General features: G+C 66.3%; 17 protein-coding genes and 1 riboswitch. Of the genes, 11 read left to right on the forward strand and 6 right to left on the reverse strand.

The features are described from left to right. Positions 1–76 precede the first annotated feature (76 nt). The 6 genes from LU671_RS20025 to LU671_RS20050 all read left to right on the forward strand — a co-directional run bounded on the left by LU671_RS20025 (position 77) and on the right by LU671_RS20050 (position 7,143). Complete coding sequence (locus LU671_RS20025) at positions 77–616, forward strand: sigma-70 family RNA polymerase sigma factor (RefSeq protein ID WP_232856641.1); 540 nt, start codon at positions 77–79, stop codon at positions 614–616. After that, entirely contained in the window at positions 609–1,541 is a 933-nt protein-coding gene (locus LU671_RS20030) for a FecR family protein (protein WP_232856642.1), read from the forward strand. Before LU671_RS20025 ends, LU671_RS20030 begins: the two co-directional genes overlap by 8 nt. Before the next feature lie 289 nt (positions 1,542–1,830). Continuing rightward, positions 1,831–2,523, forward strand: coding sequence for a response regulator transcription factor (locus LU671_RS20035; RefSeq protein ID WP_232856643.1), 693 nt, complete (start codon positions 1,831–1,833; stop codon positions 2,521–2,523). Further along, the gene (locus LU671_RS20040; RefSeq protein ID WP_232856644.1) at positions 2,523–3,860 is read left to right on the forward strand and encodes a HAMP domain-containing sensor histidine kinase; all 1,338 of its coding nucleotides are present in this window, start codon (positions 2,523–2,525) and stop codon (positions 3,858–3,860) included. The genes LU671_RS20035 and LU671_RS20040 overlap by 1 nt, the downstream gene beginning before the upstream one ends. A gap of 83 nt (positions 3,861–3,943) precedes the next feature. Then, complete coding sequence (locus LU671_RS20045) at positions 3,944–6,172, forward strand: TonB-dependent siderophore receptor (RefSeq protein WP_232856645.1); 2,229 nt, start codon at positions 3,944–3,946, stop codon at positions 6,170–6,172. A 68-nt stretch (positions 6,173–6,240) separates the two neighbouring features. Continuing rightward, complete coding sequence (locus tag LU671_RS20050) at positions 6,241–7,143, forward strand: alpha/beta hydrolase (protein ID WP_232856646.1); 903 nt, start codon at positions 6,241–6,243, stop codon at positions 7,141–7,143. A 311-nt stretch (positions 7,144–7,454) separates the two neighbouring features. On the opposite strand, the gene LU671_RS20055 is transcribed toward LU671_RS20050, so the two are convergent. The 3 genes from LU671_RS20055 to LU671_RS20065 are packed head-to-tail and all read right to left on the reverse strand — an operon-like array spanning position 7,455 to position 10,667. Further along, complete coding sequence (locus tag LU671_RS20055) at positions 7,455–8,252, reverse strand: nucleotidyltransferase domain-containing protein (RefSeq protein ID WP_232856647.1); 798 nt, start codon at positions 8,250–8,252, stop codon at positions 7,455–7,457. Between the two features lie 39 nt (positions 8,253–8,291). Then, positions 8,292–9,497, reverse strand: coding sequence for an RtcB family protein (locus tag LU671_RS20060; protein ID WP_232856648.1), 1,206 nt, complete (start codon positions 9,495–9,497; stop codon positions 8,292–8,294). Positions 9,498–9,536: 39 nt separating this feature from the next. Next, entirely contained in the window at positions 9,537–10,667 is a 1,131-nt protein-coding gene (locus LU671_RS20065; RefSeq protein WP_232856649.1) for a slipin family protein, read from the reverse strand. Between the two features lie 599 nt (positions 10,668–11,266). Here LU671_RS20065 and rtcR point away from each other — a divergent pair. Together rtcR and ribB are read left to right on the forward strand one after the other, a co-directional pair. Next, positions 11,267–12,850 carry an RNA repair transcriptional activator RtcR gene (gene rtcR, locus LU671_RS20070; RefSeq protein WP_232856650.1) on the forward strand — a complete coding sequence of 528 codons (1,584 nt, stop codon included), beginning with the start codon at positions 11,267–11,269 and terminating at the stop codon, positions 12,848–12,850. 36 nt (positions 12,851–12,886) lie between these two features. Then, positions 12,887–13,028: riboswitch (FMN riboswitch) on the forward strand. Positions 13,029–13,108: 80 nt separating this feature from the next. After that, positions 13,109–13,759: a 3,4-dihydroxy-2-butanone-4-phosphate synthase gene (gene ribB, locus LU671_RS20075; RefSeq protein ID WP_203650081.1), complete on the forward strand. Its 651-nt coding sequence runs from the start codon at positions 13,109–13,111 to the stop codon at positions 13,757–13,759. A 146-nt stretch (positions 13,760–13,905) separates the two neighbouring features. On the opposite strand, the gene LU671_RS20080 is transcribed toward ribB, so the two are convergent. From LU671_RS20080 to LU671_RS20090, 3 genes are read right to left on the reverse strand one after another with little or no spacing between them, the layout of a single operon-like run. Then, positions 13,906–15,099 carry an SGNH/GDSL hydrolase family protein gene (locus LU671_RS20080; RefSeq protein ID WP_232856651.1) on the reverse strand — a complete coding sequence of 398 codons (1,194 nt, stop codon included), beginning with the start codon at positions 15,097–15,099 and terminating at the stop codon, positions 13,906–13,908. A gap of 1 nt (position 15,100) precedes the next feature. Beyond that, positions 15,101–16,237, reverse strand: coding sequence for an SGNH/GDSL hydrolase family protein (locus LU671_RS20085; RefSeq protein ID WP_232856652.1), 1,137 nt, complete (start codon positions 16,235–16,237; stop codon positions 15,101–15,103). Beyond that, positions 16,224–17,639: an MBOAT family O-acyltransferase gene (locus tag LU671_RS20090; RefSeq protein WP_232856653.1), complete on the reverse strand. Its 1,416-nt coding sequence runs from the start codon at positions 17,637–17,639 to the stop codon at positions 16,224–16,226. Before LU671_RS20090 ends, LU671_RS20085 begins: the two co-directional genes overlap by 14 nt. A gap of 220 nt (positions 17,640–17,859) precedes the next feature. Between LU671_RS20090 and LU671_RS20095 the strand changes: the two genes are divergently transcribed. The 3 genes from LU671_RS20095 (at position 17,860) to dxs (ending at position 21,108) form a co-directional block, all read left to right on the forward strand. Continuing rightward, a complete protein-coding gene (locus LU671_RS20095; RefSeq protein ID WP_028690287.1) occupies positions 17,860–18,102 on the forward strand; it encodes an exodeoxyribonuclease VII small subunit in 243 nt (80 codons plus the stop codon). Then, positions 18,099–18,986, forward strand: a complete 888-nt coding sequence (gene ispA, locus LU671_RS20100) for a (2E,6E)-farnesyl diphosphate synthase (protein WP_232856654.1) — start codon at positions 18,099–18,101, stop codon at positions 18,984–18,986. Before LU671_RS20095 ends, ispA begins: the two co-directional genes overlap by 4 nt. Positions 18,987–19,212: 226 nt before the next feature. Then, positions 19,213–21,108 (forward strand): 1-deoxy-D-xylulose-5-phosphate synthase, encoded by a 1,896-nt coding sequence (dxs, locus tag LU671_RS20105; protein ID WP_232856655.1) that lies wholly within the window; start codon positions 19,213–19,215, stop codon positions 21,106–21,108. Positions 21,109–21,183 lie beyond the last annotated feature (75 nt).

Below are 21,183 nucleotides of genomic sequence, written 5' to 3' on the forward strand. Positions count from 1 at the left end.
GCATTTTCACTTGATCTTGTGATTTAGCCAAATCTAGTGATAATTGTTTGCATTTACACCCTGACACCTCCCCGCCATGACCCTTTTCAATACTCCGCCCCAGCCCGCCGAGCGCTGCGCCGTGACCACGCTGTACATCGAGCACCACGCCTGGTTGCGCGGCTGGCTGGCGTATCGACTGCGCTCCTGGGGGCGTGGCGTGGCCGACGACCTGGCCCAGGACATCTTCGTGCGCGTGCTCGCCAGCCGCGACAGTAACCAGCCCGATACCCTGCGCCAGCCACGCGCCTACCTGACCCGTATCGCCAACTGCGTGCTGGTCAGCTGGCGCCGCCGTCATTCGCTGGAGCAGGCCTGGCTCGAAGCGCTGGCGCTGGTGCCCGAAGCGCTGCAGCCGTCGCCCGAGCAGCAGAGCGTCATCCTCGAGACCCTGCACGAGATCGACGCAGTGCTCGACGGCCTGCGCCCACGGGTCAGGCAGGCATTCCTGATGGCCACCCTGGACGGCATGAAGCAGAAAGACATCGCGCAGGCGCTGAACATCGCCCTGCCGACGGTGAAGAAGTACATCCACGAGGGCTACATGGCCTGTCTGAGCCAGATGCCCGATGACTAACCAGCCCGCCATTGCCCAGGCCGTGCTCGCCGAGGCCGCCGCCTGGTTGCTGCTGATGCAGGAAGGCCCGCTGACCCCGGCGCAGCAGCTCGAACTGGAGTGTTGGCGGCGCCGCGACCCGGACCACGAACGCGCCTGGAAGCGTGCCCAGCGCCTGCTGACCCGCCTCGGCACCCTGCCGCCGACCCTCGCCCGGCAAACCCTCGCTCGCCCGCAGGACAGCAGCCGGCGCACCGTACTGCGTGGCCTGCTGGGGCTGATCGGCGCGGCCCCGCTGGGCTGGTGGGCATGGCGTCAGGCCCGGGAGGGTGTCGACTACCAGACCGCAGTGGGCGAACGGCGCGAGTTGCTGCTGAGCGATGGCACCCAGGTCACGCTCAACAGTCACAGCGAGCTGCGTGTGCTGTATTCGGCCGAGGAGCGCCTGCTGTACCTGCGCCGTGGCGAGGTGTACATCGTCACCGCGACGGACCCGTCGCGGCCGTTGCGGGTGCGCTCCGATCACGGCCTGATGCAGGCGCTGGGCACCCGCTTCAGCGTGCGCCAGCTCCTTCACGAGACCCAGCTCGCGGTTTATGAAGGCGCCGTGCGCGTCACCCCCGAAGCTGGCCGTGGCAGCGTCATCCACGCAGGCTCGCAGGTACGCTTCGACCGCGACCGGCTCGGCCTGGTGGAAACCGCCCGCGACACCCAGCTGGCCTGGCGCAGGGGTTTGCTGGTGGTCGACGACATGCCGCTATTGCAGTGGGCCCAGGAGCTGATGCGCTACGCCGACCAGCGCCTGGTCTGCGACCCGGCCGTGGCCGAGCTGCGGGTCTCCGGCAGCTTCCCGGTCGATGACCTGCCACTGGCCCTGGCCATGCTGAGCGAGAGCCATGGCCTGCGAGTGCGGAGCGAAGCTGGTGGGATGTTCATAAGTCGCTGATCCCCCAGCTGTCATGCAGGGAACCTACGACTATGCGGCCAACGCGTACCCTGTGGGAGCGGCTTTAGCCGCGAAGCAAGCAACTCGATGGATGGCACCGGCTTCGCCGGTGTTCGCGGCTGAAGCCGCTCCCACAGGTCCCTTCCAGGTCGATAATTCATGTGAAGCCCGCGCCCACGGGAGCTATGTGACGAACCACTCGACGCAATGCCAGCATCCGGCCATTGCCCCGGCACCATCGCCAATGGGATGATTCGTATTTGCAATGAATTCTCATCAAGGTCACCCCGTGCCCCCCAAACTCCTCCTCGCCGAAGACGACCCCCGATTGCGCCAGGACCTGGAACAGCACTTCCTGCGTCGCGGCTTCAGCGTCCAGGCCTGCGAGAACGGCACCCAGGCATTGAACGCGATGCACCAGGCGCCCTTCGACCTGCTGCTGCTGGACATCATGCTCCCCGGCATCGATGGCCTCAGCCTGCTCGACGAACTGCGCCGGCACCAGGCGGTACCGGTGATGCTGATGTCGGCCCTGGGCGCCGAGCAGGACCGCATCAGCGGCTTCACCCGCGGCGCCGACGACTACCTGCCCAAGCCCTTCAGCCTGGCCGAGCTGGATGCCCGGGTCGATGCCCTGCTGCGCCGGGTGGCGCTGGACCGACGCCCGCCCACGCCACGCAACGCCTGCACGCTGACCTTCGATACCGCCAACCATGATGTCGCCCAGCATGGCCAGAGTGCCGGGCTGACCGGTTCCGAATACCGATTGCTGCTGACCCTGCAGGCCCATCCCGGCGAGGCACTGAGCAAGGCCTTCCTGTACCAGAGCGTCCTGCACCGGGCCTACACCCGCCTCGACCGTGGCCTGGACGTGCATGTGTGCAACCTGCGCCGCAAGCTCGGCGCCATCGGCGCCGGACACCTGGAGATCCAGGCCGTGCGCGGCCAGGGCTATATCCTGGTCGATGCGGGCAGCAGCTGATGCGCCGTCATCCGCTGCTGTGGAAGCTGGCGCTGCTGCAGGTGTGCTTCTGCCTGCTGCTGACCTGGCTGATCTGGACCTGGGGCCTGTCGGTCGAACGCAGCACCTACTTCCTCGCCCCCGCCGACCGGGTGTTCCTCGCCGGCTTCGCCGAACAGGCCGAGCAGGCCTGGCACGCGGAGGGAGCCGATGGCGTGGAACGCCTGCGCCGTCGGCTCGAAACCGAGGAGGACACCTGGGTCGCCATCATCGGCCCCCATCTGCAGAGTCTCGGCACTACCCCGCTGAACGCCGATGAAGCCAGCCGCCTTACCTTCATGCGCAAGCTCGACTGGCCGATGAGCCGGCGCCTGCAGGACGAGCTGCCATACGTGAGCATCGCCTTCCCCGAACACCCCGAGGACGGCCGCCTGGTCATCCAGCTCCCCGAACACCTGCTGCCCACCGGCCTGACACCCTGGACCCACGTGATCACCCACGGCGTGGCCCCCGCCCTGCTCGCCCTGCTGCTGGGCCTGGCGCTTTACCGCCACCTGGTCGTGCCGCTCAACCGCCTGCGTGACCGTGCCGACGCCCTGCGCGCCGACGATCTGGACAGCCCCGGCCTGCCCCTGCAGGAACGTCGCGACGAGCTGGGCGAGCTGGCCCAGGCCTTCGAGCACATGGCCGTGCGCCTGCGCAAAAGCCTCGACCAGCAACGCCTGCTGCTGCGTACCCTGTCCCACGAACTGCGCACCCCGCTGGCGCGCCTGCGCATCGCCCACGACAGCGAACTACCGGCGGAACTGCTACGCCAGCGCCTGGACCGCGAAGTGGACGACATGCAGAAACTGCTGGAGAACACCCTCGACCTGGCCTGGCTGGACACCGAGCGGCCGCAACTGGCGACCGAACCGGTACTGGTGCTCTCGGTCTGGGAGGCGCTGGTCCAGGACAGCTGCTTCGAAAGCGGCTGGCCGGTCGAACGGCTGCCCTGCTTGCTCGGGCTCGACTGCCAGGTCCAGGCGCACCTGGACAGCCTGGCCCAGGCCCTGGAAAACCTGCTGCGCAATGCCATCCGCCACTCGCCCGCCACCGGCCGGGTCAGCCTGGACGGTTGGCGCGAGGGTGCCTTCTGGCACTTGTGCCTGCGCGACCAAGGACCTGGGGTAGCGGAGGACGAACTCGAGCAGATCTTCCAGCCCTACCACCGCCTGCCCGGCAGCGGCGCCGGCTTCGGCCTGGGCCTGGCCATTGCCCGGCGCGCCATTGAGTTGCAGGGCGGACGCCTGTGGGCAAGCAATGGCCATCCCGGGCTATGCCTGCACCTGCTGCTGCCGGCCAGCGAAAGTGTTTAGAAAGTTAATGCGCTTTACTCTCAAATAGGAGTTATTACTATTTGTGATCTCTTGAATTCAGCCCGCCGTGCCGGAGATCACACATGTCGCCCCGCCCGCTTCCTTTCGCCCCCTTCCTGCTGCTGTCCAGCTGCCTGCTGAGCAGCGCCGTGCAGGCCGCCAACCAGCCAGAACCGATCGTGCTGGAAAGCCAGAACGTGGTGGCCACCGCCCTGGAGGAGACCAAGCAGGCGCCGGGGGTGTCGGTCATCACCGCCGAGGACATCCAGAAACGACCACCGGCCAATGACCTGTCGCAGATCATCCGCACCATGCCGGGGGTCAACCTGACCGGCAACTCCACCAGCGGCCAGCGCGGCAACAACCGGCAGATCGACATCCGCGGCATGGGCCCGGAAAACACCCTGATCCTGGTCGACGGCAAGCCGGTCAGCAGCCGCAGCTCGGTGCGCTACGGCTGGCGCGGCGAACGTGACTCGCGCGGCGACACCAACTGGGTGCCGGCCGACCAGGTCGAGCGCATCGAGGTGATCCGCGGCCCGGCGGCGGCGCGCTACGGTTCCGGGGCCATGGGCGGGGTGATCAACATCATCACCAAGCAACCGGCGGGAGAGACCCACGGCAACATGACCGTGTACCAGAACTTCCCGCAGCACGGTGACGAAGGCGCCACCAAGCGCGTGAGCTTCGGCCTCAACGGCCCACTGACCGACACCCTCAGCTACCGGGTCTACGGCAACGTGGCCAAGACCGACGCGGACGACTGGGACATCAACGCTGGCCACCAGTCCGCGCGCACCGGCACCCAGGCCGGCACCCTGCCCGCCGGCCGCGAAGGCGTGCGCAACAAGGACCTCAACGGCCTGCTGAGCTGGCGCCTGACCCCGGAGCAGACCCTGGAGCTCGAAGCCGGCTTCAGCCGCCAGGGCAACCTGTACGCGGGCGATACGCAGAACACCAACTCCAATGCCAACGTCAAAAGCATGCTCGGCAAGGAGACCAACATTCTCTACCGCGAGAACTTCGCCATCACCCACCGTGGCGATTGGGACTTCGGCAGCAGCATGGCCTTCCTGCAATACGAGAAGACCCGCAACCAGCGCATCAACGAAGGCCTGGCCGGCGGCACCGAAGGCATCTTCAGCAACACCGACTTCTACACCTCGACGCTGCGCGACCTGACCGCCCACGGTGAGCTCAACCTGCCACTGCACGCCTGGCGCGACCAGACCCTGACCCTGGGCAGCGAGTGGAGCCAGCAGAAACTGGACGACCCCAGCGCCAATACCCAGACCACCAGCGAAGGCGGCAGCGTGCCCGGCCTGGCCAGCAACGGCCGCAGCACCAGCAGCCAGGCGCAGATCTTCTCGCTGTTCGCCGAGGACAACATCGAACTGCTGCCCGGCACCATGCTCACTCCGGCGCTGCGCTTCGATCACCACAGCATCGTCGGCGACAACTGGAGCCCGTCGCTCAACCTGTCCCACGCGCTGACCGACACCCTGACGCTCAAGGCCGGCATCGCCCGCGCCTACAAGGCGCCGAACCTGTACCAGCTCAACCCCGACTACCTGCTCTACAGCCGTGGCCAGGGCTGCTACGGGCAGAGCACCAGCTGCTACCTGCAGGGCAACGCGCATCTGGAGGCCGAGACCAGCGTCAACAAGGAACTGGGCATCGAGTTCCAGGACAACGGCTGGGTCGCCGGCCTGACGTACTTTCGCAACGACTACAAGAACAAGATCGACTCGGGCCTGAGCGGCATCGGCCAGGCATCCGGTGGCGTCGGCGCCAACGCCAATGCCACCCTCTACCAGTGGGAGAACATCCCCAAGGCGTTGGTCGAGGGCCTTGAAGGCACCCTGACCATCCCGCTGAGCGAACAGCTGAAGTGGAGCAACAACTTCACCTACATGCTGCAGTCGAAGAACAAGACCACCGGCGAGACCCTGTCGGTGACCCCGGCCTACACGCTCAATTCGATGCTCGACTGGCAAGCCTCCGACGACCTGTCACTGCAGCTGAGCGTGGCCTGGTACGGCAAGCAGACGCCGAAGAAGTACGACTACCAGGGCAAGCGGGTCACCGGCACCGCCAACGACCAGGTGGCCCCTTACGCGCTGGTCGGCGCCAGCGGCACCTATGCGCTCACTAAAAACCTGAGCGTGACCGCCGGCATCGACAACCTGTTCGACAAACGCCTGTACCGGGCCGGCAACGCCCAGGCAGTGAACGGTATCGAGGGCGCGGGCGCAGCCACCTACAACGAACCCGGGCGCACCCTCTACACCAGCCTGACCGCCTCCTTCTGAACCCGTGCCGCCGCTGCACTCGACGATGCCGCGGCGGCTTGTCATGGAAGACCTCACGAGAACGCCCGATGAAGATCCTTTCCCTTGTCCTGGCACTGCTGCTGAGCGGTTCGGCCCTGGCCCAGCCGCAAGCCGAGCAGAAGATGGACGACACCCTGCTGCAGCGCCAGGACCTGGCCTATCGCTTCAGCCACCTCGACCTGGATTCACGCGACGGCCAGCGCCATTACCGCCTGTGGATCGGCCAGCCCCGACGCCCGGCCCCCGCCAGCGGTTACCCGGTGCTGTGGATGCTCGACGGCAACGCCGCCATCAGCGCCCTTGAGCCACAGCAACTTCAGGCGCTCGCCAGCGGCCAGGCACCGCTGCTGGTCGCCATCGGCTACCAGACTGACCAACGCATCGAACGTGCCGCCCGGACCTACGACTACACCCCCGTGGTGCCCGGGCTGGCCGAGCAACGCGATCCCCTGACTGGCCAGGCCAGCGGTGGTGCCGATGAGTTCCTCGACTTGCTGGAACAGCGCATGCGCCCGATGGTCGCCGCTGTCGCGCCCGTCGACCCGCAACGGCAGACGCTCTGGGGTCACTCCTATGGCGGGCTGGCGGTACTGCATACGCTATTCACCCGCCCATGGCTGTTCAGCGACTATGCGGCGGCCAGCCCATCGTTGTGGTGGAACGACGGCGCCATCGTGGCCGAGGTGCACGGGTTGCAGGGGCGGCTGGGCAGCCACCGAACAAGCCTGCTGCTGATGCGCGGCACGCAAGAACCGGCCAATCCGCGTGGGCCGGTGTCGGGTGATGTACAACGAGCGGCCCAGGAGCTGGTGGCCAGTCTGGCCGGAGTGAAGGGATTGTCAGTAGCCTTCCAGCCATTCGATGGTCTGGGCCACGGGCCAATGCTGCCGACCTCGCTGCGGTTCGTGATGGACAGGATGTCCAGCTCAGTGAGCCGTAATCCGTTGTAAGAGCCATTCCTTTCAAGGTGTTGAGAATTGGCGCTCGGCTTGGCGTTGCCGGGGTCGCTTTGCGACCCTTTCGCGGTACAAGGCCGCTCCTACAGGGCGCGCGGTCGCCTGTAGGAGCGGCCTTGTGCCGCGAAAGGGCTGCAAAGCAGCCCCGGCAATCTCGAATTGAGCGGTCATACCCAAAAAATCGCAAAAACCTTGAAAGGGCTTGTTGTAGGAGCGGCTTTAGCCGCGATGCAAGCTGTGCGGTGTCTGGCACCCGCTTCGCGGGTAATCGCGGCTGAAGCCGCTCCTATAGATGCCGTGCCCCCTTATCCAGCTTGGCGCACGGTGTCCCGCAGAAACTCATCCAGTAACCCGCTGTCACCACGCGTCACCGGCACCTCCCGCACCTCATCGGCTCGCGCCAGCTCGGCCTCGATGAACCCATGCAGCACCTCGTCCCGAGGTCCGTGCTCGGCCTCGCCGCTGCGTCGTTTCACGGCCAGCAACGCGTCGATCGCCGCCTGCAGTCGCGGGTCATCGACGGTACGCGCCATCAAAGCGGCGAACGCCGTCGGTGGCATACCCAGCCCCTGGTCGATCCAGCGCACCGCCAGCAACGGCCGCAGCACATACAGGTACTTCTTGAAGCGCACGGTCTCACCCATCAGGTAGCCACGCAGGTTCTTGCGCGCCATCGACAGGTAGTGATGGCGCACCGCGCGTGGTGAATAGAAAGCCTCGCCCAGCTCGCGCAGGCGCCTGGTGGCCTCGGCGTCGGCGCGGTACACCAGCGGCGAGCCCAGCCACTCGAGCAGGCTCGGGTTGGCGCCGCGCATCAGGCGCAGGGTCTTGCGCAGCTCCCAACCGCTGATGTCCAGCTCGTCGCAGAGCGGACGCTCGATCACATCGCGAGGCTCGTCCACCCGCAGGTACCAGTCGTTGCGCGGCACGTAGACGAAGCGTACGTCGTAGTCGCTGTCCGGCGAAGCGAAACCCCAGGCACGGCTGCCGGACTCGCAGGCATAGAGCACGGTCACCTCGTGCTCGCGCTCGATACGTTGCAGCTCATCGAGCACCCGGGTGCGCATGGCCTCGGGCAATGGGTGGGGGTCGTCCTGATACATGTCTTCGTTCCTTGTACAGGGCGCCACCTGGCGCCCGTTTCAACCTTTCACGCACACCACCTGACGCAGGGTGTGCACCACTTCGACCAACTCGCGCTGGGCCTGCATCACCGCATCGATGTCCTTGTAGGCCATCGGGATCTCGTCGATCACATCCTTGTCCTTGCGGCACTCCACATGGGCGGTGGCGCGCTGCTGGTCCTCGACGGTGAAGCGGCTCTTGGCCTTGGTGCGGCTCATCACCCGGCCTGCGCCGTGACTGCACGAGCAGAACGATTCCTCGTTACCCAGGCCCCGGACGATGAAGCTCTTGGCACCCATGGAACCGGGAATGATGCCCAGCTGGCCCTTCTGCGCCGACACCGCGCCCTTGCGGGTCACCAGCACCTCACGGCCGAAGTGCTGTTCCTTCTGCACATAGTTATGGTGGCAGTTGACCGCCTCGAGGCTGGCCTCGAACGGTTTGCCCAGCACCTTGCGGGTGGCGGCAACCACCGCCTGCATCATCAGCTCGCGGTTGTGCCGGGCGAAGTCCTGCGCCCACTCGACCGCCTCGACATAGTCGGTGAAGTGCCGGCTGCCCTCCTCGAAATACGCAAGGTCCCGGTCCGGCAGGTTGACCATGTGCTGGCGCATGTCGGCCTGGGCCAGTTCGATGAACAGGTTGCCGATGGCGTTACCGACACCACGCGAGCCGCTGTGCAGCATGAACCAGACGCGGTCGGCCTCGTCCAGGCAGACTTCGATGAAGTGGTTGCCGCCACCCAGTGTCCCCAGGTGCTGGCGGTTGTTGGTCTTCTCCAGCCGCGGGTGCTTGTTGGTGATCGCCTTGAAGCGTCCGGCCAGGCCGCTCCACACCTGGTCGGCCTGGTCCGGCACAGTGTCCCAGGCGCCCTGGTCGCGACGGCCGAAGGTCTTGCCATGGGGCACGGCCTTCTCGATGGCCGTGCGCAGGCCGTGCAGGTTGTCCGGCAGGTCGCGGGCGTGCAGCGAGGTGCGCGCGGCGATCATGCCACAGCCGATGTCCACCCCCACCGCCGCCGGAATGATCGCGCCCACGGTGGGGATCACGCTGCCGATGGTCGAGCCCTTGCCCAGGTGCACATCCGGCATCACCGCCAGGTGCTTGAAGATGAACGGCATCTTCGCCGTGTTCATCAGTTGCTTGCGGGCGTCGTCCTCGACCGGTACACCGTCGGTCCACAGTTTGATCGGCTTGCCGCCCGCCACTTCGAGTATGTTCATTGCCTTGTTCCTTGTTGCGCTACGTCGTGTCGCAAAGGGTCAACCCGCCTTGAGGCTGACCATTCCATTCAATACCTGATCCAGGCCACCGAACACCGAAATCCGGTCGATGCGCTCGGCCACCCGCTCCAGGGTTTCCAGCTCCTTCAGGCGCAGGGCCGTCGGGTTGCCTTCCATCACCTTGGCGGTGTTGAGCAGCGAACGGGTCGCCTGGGTTTCCTCGCGGCGCCGGATCACGTTGGCCTGGGCGGCCTTTTCCGCCTCCACCACCTGTGCCAGCAGGGTCTTCATTTCGCCCGGCAGGATGATGTCGCGCACCCCCAGGCTGCTCACCTCCAGGCCACTGCCTTGCAGGTGCGCCAGCAGGTGCTCGGTGACGCTACCGTCGATGGACTGCTTGTCTTCCAGCAGCTCGTCGAGGGTGCGGGTACCCACTGCCGCACGCAAGCCGAACTGCAGCTCGCGGTACAGGTGCTCCACCGGCTTGCTCATCTGTCCGTGGGCGCCAAGCACATCGGTGTAGCGCCAGTTGGCCACCAGGCTCAAGCGCAGGCTGACCTTGTCGCGGGTGAGGATCTCCTGGCCGTTGACCTCCAACGCCTGCAGGCGGGTGTCGACCATCTCCACCGCTACCTGGCTGCCGCAGCGCCAGTAGCCATGCCGGCCTGGCTCGAGCAACCCGGCCACCACGCCATCAATCTTCAGTACGCCGACATGGAAGGCCGGCACCAGCGCCAGCAGGACCAGGTCCGTGCCGGCCACGCCGGGGCGGTTCAGGCGAACCAACAGTTCGTCGTCCAGGCGCCGTCCCTGATCAAGGTCGATGCGCTGCAAGCCATGTTCGACCTGACCTTTCCAGTACAGGCGGCGGCTGTCCGGGGCCAGCAACTCAACCAGGCGGCCGTCCTCGAAGCGCAGGCCGGCCTCGTGCGGCGCCAGGTCCATGGTTTCGAAATACTGCTCGACCAGTGCCGACTCATGCCCACGCAGGTATTGCGCCAGCGGGTGGTCAAACAGCGGGGATTGGAGGCTGAAAGTGGTCACTGTCAGCCGGTCTTGCCAGTCGAAACGCTGGTACTGGCCAGGCTCGAGGATCGACACGAAGTCGCCTTCGCTCATCAACAGGCCGCGTTCGTTTTTCTTCACCACAAAGCGTTTCAACAGTTTCATCTTGCTCATCCTTTTATCAATGTCCTTGGCTGCGGGTGGTCGCCGACTCACCGAGCACCGTGGGCGAAACCTGGCGGAGTCCGGGGCTGGGAGCGATTGCTCCGGCGGCCGCCATCGTTGCGCCTGGTCCGGCCGGCGGGCCGGGTGAACCAGCGTTGGCTCAGGCTTCCTTCGCAGTGGCGGGCCGTCCTGGCCCTGGTTGCGTTGCCTGTGCCCCACCTGCGGGTGTTGCGGGTGTAGCTACCGTGGAGGGTATTGCCGAGACGTGGCCCGGCGAGCGCCTCGCAAGCCTGTTCACAGGCTTGCGCCGCAATGACCGGTCGTTGCGGCGGCGGCATGCACGACACCGACACCTGAAGGTGGGTACGTGCACCGGCGGGGGTTGATCCCCTGACCCGAGGGCCTGCCTGGCGATGCGGTCGAGAGGGATATAGCGAGCGGCGTGCCAGGTTTTCATTCGCTCTTGAAAAATCTTTTAACTATTTGATTTATAAGTATTTATTTTTTGTTGCGCGTTAGCCTGTGTATTGCAACGCGTCATGCCGATTTCATTTTTCGTATATCCTGAGATACATACTTATCTTTTTGGATAATCACGGATGACCAAGCCCCTCGTCGCCATCGGTTTCCTCGGCACCACCCTCGACCGCAACGGCAAGGGCGCCGCACGCTGGAACCGCTGGCGGCCAACCATCGGCCTGTGCCAGCAAGCCGACCTGCCCCTGGACCGCCTGGAACTTATCCACGGCCCCGGCGCCCGCGACCTCGGCCTGGCCGAGCGGATTCGCGCCGACATCCAGCTGGTCTCGCCCGACACCGAAGTGCGCCTGCACCCGCTGGCGCTGCGCAACCCTTGGGACTTCGAGGAGGTCTACGGCGCCCTGCACGACTTCGCCAGCGGCTATACCTTCGACACCGAGCGCGAGGACTACCTGGTGCATATCACCACCGGTACCCACGTCGCGCAGATCTGCTGGTTCCTGCTCACCGAAGCCCGCTACCTGCCGGCGCGCCTGGTGCAGACCTCGCCCTCGCGCAAGCAGGATGAAAACAGCGACCCGGCCGGCATCGCCACGCTTATCGACCTCGACCTGTCGCGCTACGACCCGATCGCCTCGCGCTTTCGCCGCGAGCAGGTCGAGGGGCAGTCGCTGCTCAAGTCCGGCATCGCCACGCGCAACCCGGATTTCAACCGCACCATCGAGCAGATCGAGCGGGTCGCCCTGCGCTCCAAGGCGCCCATGCTGCTGGTCGGCCCGACCGGCGCCGGCAAGTCGTTCCTGGCCCGCCGCGTCCATGAACTCAAGCGCGGCCGCCACCAACTGGGCGGGCGTTTCATCGAGGTGAACTGCGCCACCCTGCGCGGCGACGGCGCCATGTCGACCCTGTTCGGTCACGCCAAGGGCGCCTTCACCGGCGCCCAGAACGCCCGCGACGGTCTGCTGCGCGCCGCCGACGGCGGCATGCTGTTCCTCGACGAGATCGGTGAACTGGGCGCTGACGAACAGGCCATGCTGCTCAAGGCCATCGAGGAAAAACGCTTCTTCCCGCTGGGCGCCGACCGCGAAGTGGAAAGCGACTTCCAGCTGATCGCCGGCACCCACCGCGACCTGCGCGCCAAGGTCGCCGATGGCTCGTTCCGCGAGGACCTGTTCGCCCGCATCAACCTGTGGACCTTCGCCCTCCCGGGCCTGGCCGAACGCCGCGAGGACATCGAGCCAAACCTTGATTTCGAGTTGCAGCGCCATGCCCGCGAACAAGGCCGCCAGGTGCGCTTCAACCTCGAGGCCAAGCGCCGCTACCTGGCCTTCGCCCATTCCGGCGAGGCACGCTGGGCCGGCAACTTCCGCGAGCTGTCGGCGTCGATCACGCGCATGGCGACCCTGGCCGACAGCGGGCGTATCGACGAGGCATTGGTCGAGGAGGAGATCGGTCGATTGCGTTACGCCTGGGGCCTGGAACCGAACACCGAACCACTGCTCACAGGTCGCGAGCTGGACCTGTTCGACCAGGTGCAGTTGCAGGCGGTGATCGACGTCTGCCGCCGCGCGCCGAGCCTGTCAGAAGCCGGACGCCAGCTGTTCGCGGTATCGCGCCAGGAGAAGGCCAACCCCAACGATGCCGACCGCCTGCGCAAGTACCTGGCGCGCTTCGGACTGGACTGGCAGCAACTAAAGTCGTAGGGCTTGCCAGCCCGCTGGCACAGTGGGGTATGCTTGGCCGGTCTTCAGGGCGGGGTGAAAGTCCCCACCGGCGGTAAATCGAAAGATGAGCCCGCGAGCGCCCCGGCCATGCCGGGGGTCAGCAGACCTGGTGAGATTCCAGGGCCGACGGTCATAGTCCGGATGAAAGAAGGCGTTTGGCAGGGGCCGTCCGGGCACCCCTGCGCGCGCATTTTGTTCGCCCCGAGACGTTCATCGATCATTCACGAGGAGCGTTTCATGTCCACCATGCTCAACAAGCAATTCCCCAATGTCAGCGCCGCCATCGCCGCCTTCCAGGCCGGGCGACCCGTGCTGCTGCTCGACGACGACGACCGCGAGGACGAAGCCGATATCGTCGCCGCCGCCGAGAACCTTTCGCTGCAGACCATGGCCATGATGATCCGCGACTGCAGCGGCATCGTCTGCCTGTGCCTTGACGAAGCCACCGTCGACGCCCTGCAGCTGGCGCCGATGGTGCAGAATAACCAGGCCCGCCATGGCACCGGTTTCACCGTCACCATCGAAGCCGCCGAAGGGGTCAGCACCGGTGTGTCGGCACAGGACCGCATCACCACCATCGAAGCCGCGCTGCGCTCGACCGCCCAGGAACGTCATATCGTCAGCCCGGGCCATGTGTTCCCGCTACGCGCTCGCGATGGCGGCGTACTGACCCGTCGCGGCCACACCGAAGGCTCGGTGGACCTGGCCCGCCTGGCCGGCCTGCGCCCGGCGGCGGTGCTGTGCGAACTGATGAACCCCGACGGCAGCATGGCCCGCGGCGAGCAGGTGGCGGTGTATGCCCGCCAGTACAACCTGCCGGTGCTGACCATCGAGGAACTGGCGCGCTATCGCGAGGCGATGGTCGAGCTGGAAGCAGAGATCGCCTGAATCATCTTGGGGCCGCTGTGCGGCCCATTCGCGGCACAAGGCCGCTCCTACAGGAAATTGCGATCCCCTGTAGGAGCGGCCTCGTGCCGCGAAAGGGCTGCAAAGCAGCCCCAACAATCTAAAGCCCAACGCCAATCAAGCTGCCGTCAACGCAACCCCAACGGCCCCTTCAGAAACTCATACAACCCCGCCGCACTCTTGCGATAACCATCAGCCGTCAGGTGCACCAGATCCGGCCGCGCCAGCCCGCCCGCCTGCCAGCCGGCAATCGAGCACGGCCCGCCCATGAACCCCTGCCAATCCCAGAACAGCGCCTTGTACTTCTGCGCCATCTGCTTCTGGATACGGATCACCGAGGCCAACGGTTGAGGCTGGCGCGCCGCACAGCTGCGCGCCTTGCGCTGCTTGATCGAATCCGGCGGCCCAACCAGCAGGATCGCCGCCTGGGGCAGGTCCTTGCGCAGGCCGACGAGGGTCGCCTCCAGTTGCGTCTGGTACAGCGCCAGGTCGAGCTTGTCGTCAAACGCTTCATTGGTGCCGTAGGCCAGGATCACCAGGTCAGGCCGCACGGCCTTGAGGCTGTCACGCCAACCCGGCTGCCACTTGTCCACCACGTCCAGGCGCGCACCGTTGATGCCCAGCGCCGAGTAGGTCACCCCGGCATTCTTCTGCCCCTGGATGTACCAGCCCCCCAGCGCGACACCCCGGCCACCCTCGACACTCAATTGCACCGGCAGGCCGACATTGGCGTAGGCCGGGCTGAAGCGCCACTGGCCATTGCTCGCCGGCAGCACGCGGCGCTGGCCACCATTGACGAAGAGGCTGGCACTGGTGGTCGACTGGTACAACGCCGAGACCTTGTAGCGCTGGCGGTCCTCGTCCCGCGCCTGCAGCACCACACTGGAGCGGTTGGCCAACGGCAGCGACAGGTAGCCCCCCAACGGGAACTGCGGGCTTTGCTGGTTGCGCGCCGACACCAGCTCCCACTGGCGCTTCTCGCTCTTGATGATCACCCGGTCGTTGCGGATCCCCGGCACCGGCGAAGCCGGCACCAGGCCGATGCCGCCGTCGCCGTAGCGCGTCTGCAACAGCTTGCGCAGCTCGCCGCTGAACAGGTCGGCGGCGGTGTGCGAGTCACCCAGCTGGACGATGGCAACCGGCGCCCGGCCGGCATTGCGCAGCTTGCCGGCGAGCAAGGCGAGGTTGCCGTCCTGACGGGCGGCAGGCGCGGCGGCGGGCCGGGCCGTGGGCTGGGCGCTCACGCTGTTGGCGCCGGTACTGCAACCCGGCGCGGCGCTGATCAGCAGGGCCAGGCCCAGCAGGTGATGCCATTGGCGCATCTCAATGTCCTGTAACGGTCAGGCCCGGAAAGCTGATCAGCGACAGAACCTGTTCGGCGATCATCTTCTGGCCTGTGATGGTGAAATGAATACCGTCGTCGACCCGCACCTTGACCCGCTTGCCCTGCGGTGTCTGCACCGTATACGAGAAGTTGGCGTCGGTGTAGCCGAGGATCGGGTTGGCCGAGACGTAATGCTGGCCAAACAGCGCGGTCTGCTCCTGGTAGAGCCCGCTGAGGTAGCCCATGGCCGTGGACAGCCGCGCCTTCTCCATGTTCGGCGGCCCGACCCAGATCACCTGCACGTTGTGCGTGCGCGCCTGCTCGAGGATCGAATCGATACGGGCACGGTAGGCGACCTCCCACTCCGGCGACTTGAAGCGCAGGAACGGCTTGCCCTTGCCCTGGGGCATGTCCCAGGGGTCGTTGGGACCGAGGAACACCACCATCAGGCGCACGTTCGGCTCATGATCGAGGGTGTCTGCCACGGTCTTCGGCCAGTTGAAGAAGCCCGGGTAGGCAAGGCCGGTACTCTGCTTGCTGAGGTTGACGGTACGGATCTGGTAGCGCTTGCGCAGGCTGTTGGCCAGGTGCGGCGCCACGCCCTGCATCAGCGAGTCGCCGACCAGGAACACTTCGTCACCAGCGGCCAGCGAGGCCACAGTCCCCGGCTGCAACAACGCCGGGGCCGGCGTGGGCGGTGCAGGCTGGGCGACAACGACGGCGGCTGGCGCATGGACCGGCGCAGGCGTCGGCTGTGCATGCGCGGGCGTCGATACCGGTGGCAGCGGTTTGGCCAGGACCGCCGGGGTTTGCAGATCGACCGTGACCACCGGCATCGGCGCGGGCATCACCTCGATCGCCGGCCCCTCGGCCAGTTGCGGCGCGGGCAGCAGTTGCTCGAGCAGGTCATCGCGCTGCGCCTCCAGCATCGCCGTCAACTGCGCACCCAAGCGCCAGGCCGGCAGCTGGCCCAGCAGCGGTATCTCGCAGCTCTGGTGGTATTTCTGCTGGCAATAGAGCTTGATCGAGTCCTGGTTCAGCCAGAACAGCAACGCGGTGGTGACCACGATCGCATACAAGCCACGGGCGGCGCCCATCTGCACCTGGAACAGCTGTTTGCTATCAGAAGCTTGCATAGATGAACCCCGGCACGCCCGACTGCGAAGCGAAAATCACCAGCGACACACCGACCCCGAGCGGGATCGGGTACAGCTGCCACGGCAGGCGCTGGAACTGCGCGCCACCCTGGCGCAATAGCGCCAGCCACTGTGGATAACTGGCCACGAACAGCACGCAGGCCAGAAGCATCAGGCCCGTGGCGCTGTTCAGGCCCGCCAGGCTCAGCTGGGCGATGTTGCCGAGCATCTCCATCGCGCCCTCAAGCGTCGGGCTGCGGAAGAAGATCCAGGCGAAGGCCACGTAGTGGAAAGTCATCAACCGCGCCATCAGGCCCGAACCCGGCAGCCGCGCGAAACCCGGAAACCACTGGCTGAACAGCTTGGAAATGGCCAGGCCGACGCCATGCAGGGCGCCCCAGATGATGAAGTTCACGCTCGCCCCGTGCCACAGGCCGGACACCAGCATCGCCAGCAGCATGTTCAGGTTGCCGCGCCATACGCCCTTGCGGTTGCCGCCCAGCGGGATGTACACATAGTCGCGGATGAAGCGCGACAGGCTGATGTGCCAGCGCCCCCAGAATTCCTTGAGGTTGTGCGCGGCGTACGGCGCGTCGAAGTTGTCCGGCAGACGGAAGCCCAGCAACAGGGCGATGCCGGTGACCAGGTTGGTGTAGCCGCTGAAGTTGAAGTAGATCAGCAAGCTGTAGCCGTACACGCTCAGCAGCACCTGCTCGGGGCTGGCGCTGCCCGGGGTGTCGAACACCGGGTCGACCCACTCGCTGCCCAGCCAGGCGCTGAGGAAGAACAGCTTGACCACCGCCATGGCGATCAGCCCCAGCGCCCGCTGCGGTTCCAGCACCTGGCGCATGGCCGGCGGGCGGATCTGCGGCAGCATGTGCAGGGCACGGTTGACCGGCCCGGCCACCAGGCTGGGGAAGAACGCCAGGTACAAGGCCAGGTCCAGCGGCGGCACCGGCGCCAGCTCGCGGCGGTTGATCGACACCAGGTAGCTGACCGAATGGAAGGTGTAGAACGACAGCCCGATCGGCACCAGCACTTCCAGCAGCGGCAGCGCCACGTCGAACCCGGCGGTGGCCAGCGCGGCCTGCGCGCCTTCGACGAAGAACGCCTGGTACTTGAACAGGTAGAAGCAGCCCAGCACCAGCGTCAGCAGCAGCACGCGGCTGAACCAGCGCCCGGGATAGCGCCCCGCCAGCAGGCCGAGCAGGTACACCAGCGCGCTATAGCCCAGCAGGATGTACAGCGACTGCAGGCTGAAGCTCGCCACCAGGCCGTAGCTGGCGGTCAGGAGCAGCAGGTTCTGCAACCGCACGCTCCAGCACAGGCTCCAATAGAGCAGGAAGAACAGCGTGAAACAGAGGCCGAATTCGATCGAGAGGAAGCTCACAACGTAGTCCATTACATGACGTCGGGGAGGAAGGTCTTTGACCCGCAGGCCAGAGCGCGCGGATTATGGCAGAGGGCCGCCACCCCCACAATTCGATTGCATGACGGATTGCAAGATGGCTTGCGCCAGACAAGTGCAACAAAATGCGACGAACGATAGGCCCACGCAATTTGCTCCCCCTGCCCCGCTCTGCTAGTGTCGCGCCGTTCTGAACGCCACCGAGACAGTCGCCATGGCCCGCAAAAAAACCTCCATCGATTTCGAACAATCCCTCGCCGACCTGCAAGCCCTGGTCGAGCGCCTGGAGAACGGCGAACTGTCGCTGGAAGAGTCGCTGGCCGCCTTCGAACAGGGCATCGCCCTGACCCGCGATTGCCAGGGCGCCCTGGCCCAGGCCGAGCAGAAGGTACAGATCCTGCTGGAGCGTGACGGCGAGCTGGCTGCCCAGCCGTTCGACGCGGAGCCCGAGGCATGATCGCCCAGTACCAGCAAAGCGCCCAGGCACGGGTCGATGCCGCCCTCGAACCGCTGTTCCAGGCACCGTCGAAGGAGCTCGAACGCCTTTACGCCGCCATGCGCTACAGCGTGATGAACGGCGGCAAGCGCGTGCGCCCATTGCTGGCCTATGCCGCCTGCGAAGCCTTCGGCGTGCCGCCCGAGCAAGCCAACGGCGCGGCCTGCGCGGTGGAGCTGATCCACGCCTACTCGCTGGTGCATGACGACCTGCCGGCGATGGACGACGATGACCTGCGTCGCGGCCAGCCCACCACCCACAAGGCGTTCGACGAAGCCTGCGCGATCCTCGCCGGCGACGGCCTGCAGAGCCTGGCCTTCAGTGCCCTGCTCGAGCCACGCCTGAGCCCGCAGTCCGACGCTATCCGCCTGCAGATGGTCCAGACCCTGGCCAAGGCCGCCGGTCCCGCCGGCATGGTCGGCGGCCAGGCCATCGACCTGGGCTCGGTGGGCGTCAAGCTCGACCAGCAAGCCCTGGAATACATGCACCGGCACAAGACCGGCGCGCTGATCGAAGCCAGCGTGCGCCTCGGCGCCCTGGCCAGCGCCCGCGCCGATCAGGCCCAGCTCGATGCCCTGCAGACTTATGCACAGGCCATCGGCCTGGCGTTCCAGGTGCAGGACGACATCCTCGACGTGGAGAGCGACACCGCCACCCTGGGCAAACGCCAGGGCGCCGACATCGCCCGCGACAAGCCGACCTACCCGGCGCTGCTCGGGCTGGAAGCGGCCAAGGCCTATGCTCTGGAGCTGCGCGACCAGGCGCTGGCCGCGCTGGCAGCTTTCGGCGACAACGCTGAGCCGTTGCGGGCCCTGGCCCGCTACATCGTCGAGCGCCGTCACTAAGTCCCCCTGTAGGAGCGGCCTCGTGCCGCGAAAGGGCCGCAAAGCGGCCCCGGCAATCTTTGCGTCAACGCTGAAATCCTGGGGCCGCTTTGCGGCCCTTTCGCGGCACGAGGCCGCTCCTACAGGATCTGCGCTGCATTGAGCTTCCTGCACACCCGTCCGAATGGGCAGCTTTTCCTACAATGGGGTAAACTGCCGCGTCTTCACACCTATAACGACACGCCTGATGCCCACGACGTTTCAAGAGATCCCCCGCGAACGCCCGGTCACGCCTTTGCTGGACCGCGCCGACACGCCCGCCGGCCTGCGCCGGCTGGCCGAAGCCGACCTGGAGACCCTGGCCGACGAGCTGCGCCAGGACCTGCTCTATACCGTGGGGCAGACCGGTGGGCATTTTGGTGCGGGCCTGGGCGTCATCGAACTGACGATCGCCCTGCACTACGTCTTCGACACCCCGGACGACCGGCTGGTGTGGGACGTCGGCCACCAGGCCTACCCGCACAAGATCCTCACCGGCCGCCGCGAGCGCATGCTCAGCCTGCGCCAGAAGGACGGCATCGCCGCCTTCCCGCGCCGCAGCGAGAGCGAGTACGACACCTTCGGCGTCGGTCATTCCAGCACCTCGATCAGCGCCGCGCTGGGCATGGCCATCGCCGCCCGTCTGCAGAACGATCCGCGCAAGTCGATCGCCGTGATCGGCGACGGCGCGCTGACCGCCGGCATGGCCTTCGAGGCGCTGAACCACGCGCAGGAAGTGGATGCCAACATGCTGGTCATCCTCAACGACAACGACATGTCGATCTCGCGCAACGTCGGCGGCCTGTCCAACTACCTGGCCAAGATCCTCTCCAGCCGCACCTACGCCAGCATGCGCGAAGGCAGCAAGAAAGTGCTGTCACGCCTGCCCGGGGCCTGGGAGATCGCCCGTCGCACCGAAGAGTACGCCAAGGGCATGCTGGTGCCCGGCACCCTGTTCGAGGAACTGGGCTGGAACTACATCGGCCCGATCGACGGCCACGACCTGCCGACCCTGATCGCCACCCTGCGCAACATGCGCGACCTCAAGGGCCCGCAGTTCCTGCATGTGGTGACCAAGAAGGGCAAGGGCTTCGCCCCGGCCGAGGTCGATCCGATCGGCTACCACGCGATCACCAAGCTGGAGCCGGCCGACAAGCCGGTCGCGCCGAAAAAAGCCAGCGGGCCAAAATACGCCTCGGTGTTCGGCCAGTGGCTGTGCGACATGGCCGCCGCCGACAACCGCCTGGTGGGCATCACCCCGGCAATGAAGGAAGGCTCGGACCTGATCGACTTCAGCGAACGCTATCCCGAGCGCTACTTCGACGTCGCCATCGCCGAACAGCACGCGGTGACCTTTGCCGCGGGCATGGCCTGCGAGGGCGCCAAGCCGGTGGTGGCGATCTACTCGACCTTCCTGCAGCGCGCCTATGACCAGCTGATCCACGACGTGGCGGTGCAGGACCTCGATGTGCTGTTCGCCATCGACCGCGCCGGCCTGGTCGGCGAGGACGGCCCGACCCACGCCGGCGCCTACGACCTCTCGTACCTGCGCTGCATCCCCGGCATGCTGGTGATGACCCCCAGCGACGAGAACGAGCTGCGCAAGATGCTCAGCACCGGCCACCACTACAAGGGCCCGGCCGCCGTGCGCTACCCGCGCGGCACCGGCCCCAACGCGCCGATCAGCGGCGATCTGGAACCACTGGAGATCGGCAAGGGAGTGATCCGCCGCCAGGGCGGCAAGGTCGCCCTGCTGGTGTTCGGCGTGCAACTGACCGAAGCCTTGCAGGTGGCCGAGCAGATCGACGCCAGCGTGGTCGACATGCGTTTCGTCAAGCCGCTGGACGAGGCGCTGGTGCTGGAGATGGCCGCCAGCCACGAACTGCTGGTGACCATCGAGGAGAACGCCATCATGGGTGGTGCCGGCGCCGCCGTCGGCGAGTTCCTGGCCCGCGAGGGCGTGGTCAAGCCACTGCTGCACCTGGGTCTGCCGGACATCTATGTCGAGCATGCCAAGCCTGCGCAGATGTTGGCTGAATGTGGGCTGGATGTGGCGGGGATCGAAGCCTCCGTCAAAGCCCGGATGGCCAAGCTCGGCCTCTAGGGCCCTTTCGCGGGTAAACCCGCTCCCACAGGGACTGCACAGTATTCAAGGTCTGTGGAGATCCTGTGGGAGCAG

Origin of the sequence: Pseudomonas sp. NMI760_13 (genome assembly GCF_021283245.1) — a bacterium.
Taxonomy (GTDB): Bacteria; Pseudomonadota; Gammaproteobacteria; order Pseudomonadales; family Pseudomonadaceae; genus Aquipseudomonas; species Aquipseudomonas peradeniyensis.

Bases quoted from the DNA above. Each gene is read 5' to 3' on its own strand.
- LU671_RS20030 (WP_232856642.1), top strand. From the start codon at position 609: ATGACTAACCAGCCCGCCATTGCCCAGGCCGTGCTCGCCGAGGCCGCC.
- LU671_RS20050 (WP_232856646.1), top strand. From the start codon at position 6,241: ATGAAGATCCTTTCCCTTGTCCTGGCACTGCTGCTGAGCGGTTCGGCC.
- LU671_RS20080 (WP_232856651.1), bottom strand. From the start codon at position 15,099: ATGCGCCAATGGCATCACCTGCTGGGCCTGGCCCTGCTGATCAGCGCC.
- LU671_RS20025 (WP_232856641.1), top strand. From the start codon at position 77: ATGACCCTTTTCAATACTCCGCCCCAGCCCGCCGAGCGCTGCGCCGTG.
- LU671_RS20055 (WP_232856647.1), bottom strand. From the start codon at position 8,252: ATGTATCAGGACGACCCCCACCCATTGCCCGAGGCCATGCGCACCCGG.
- dxs (WP_232856655.1), top strand. From the start codon at position 19,213: ATGCCCACGACGTTTCAAGAGATCCCCCGCGAACGCCCGGTCACGCCT.
- LU671_RS20090 (WP_232856653.1), bottom strand. From the start codon at position 17,639: ATGGACTACGTTGTGAGCTTCCTCTCGATCGAATTCGGCCTCTGTTTC.
- LU671_RS20065 (WP_232856649.1), bottom strand. From the start codon at position 10,667: ATGAAACTGTTGAAACGCTTTGTGGTGAAGAAAAACGAACGCGGCCTG.
- ribB (WP_203650081.1), top strand. From the start codon at position 13,109: ATGTCCACCATGCTCAACAAGCAATTCCCCAATGTCAGCGCCGCCATC.
- LU671_RS20045 (WP_232856645.1), top strand. From the start codon at position 3,944: ATGTCGCCCCGCCCGCTTCCTTTCGCCCCCTTCCTGCTGCTGTCCAGC.
- LU671_RS20085 (WP_232856652.1), bottom strand. From the start codon at position 16,237: ATGCAAGCTTCTGATAGCAAACAGCTGTTCCAGGTGCAGATGGGCGCC.
- ispA (WP_232856654.1), top strand. From the start codon at position 18,099: ATGATCGCCCAGTACCAGCAAAGCGCCCAGGCACGGGTCGATGCCGCC.
- LU671_RS20060 (WP_232856648.1), bottom strand. From the start codon at position 9,497: ATGAACATACTCGAAGTGGCGGGCGGCAAGCCGATCAAACTGTGGACC.
- LU671_RS20095 (WP_028690287.1), top strand. From the start codon at position 17,860: ATGGCCCGCAAAAAAACCTCCATCGATTTCGAACAATCCCTCGCCGAC.
- rtcR (WP_232856650.1), top strand. From the start codon at position 11,267: ATGACCAAGCCCCTCGTCGCCATCGGTTTCCTCGGCACCACCCTCGAC.
- LU671_RS20040 (WP_232856644.1), top strand. From the start codon at position 2,523: ATGCGCCGTCATCCGCTGCTGTGGAAGCTGGCGCTGCTGCAGGTGTGC.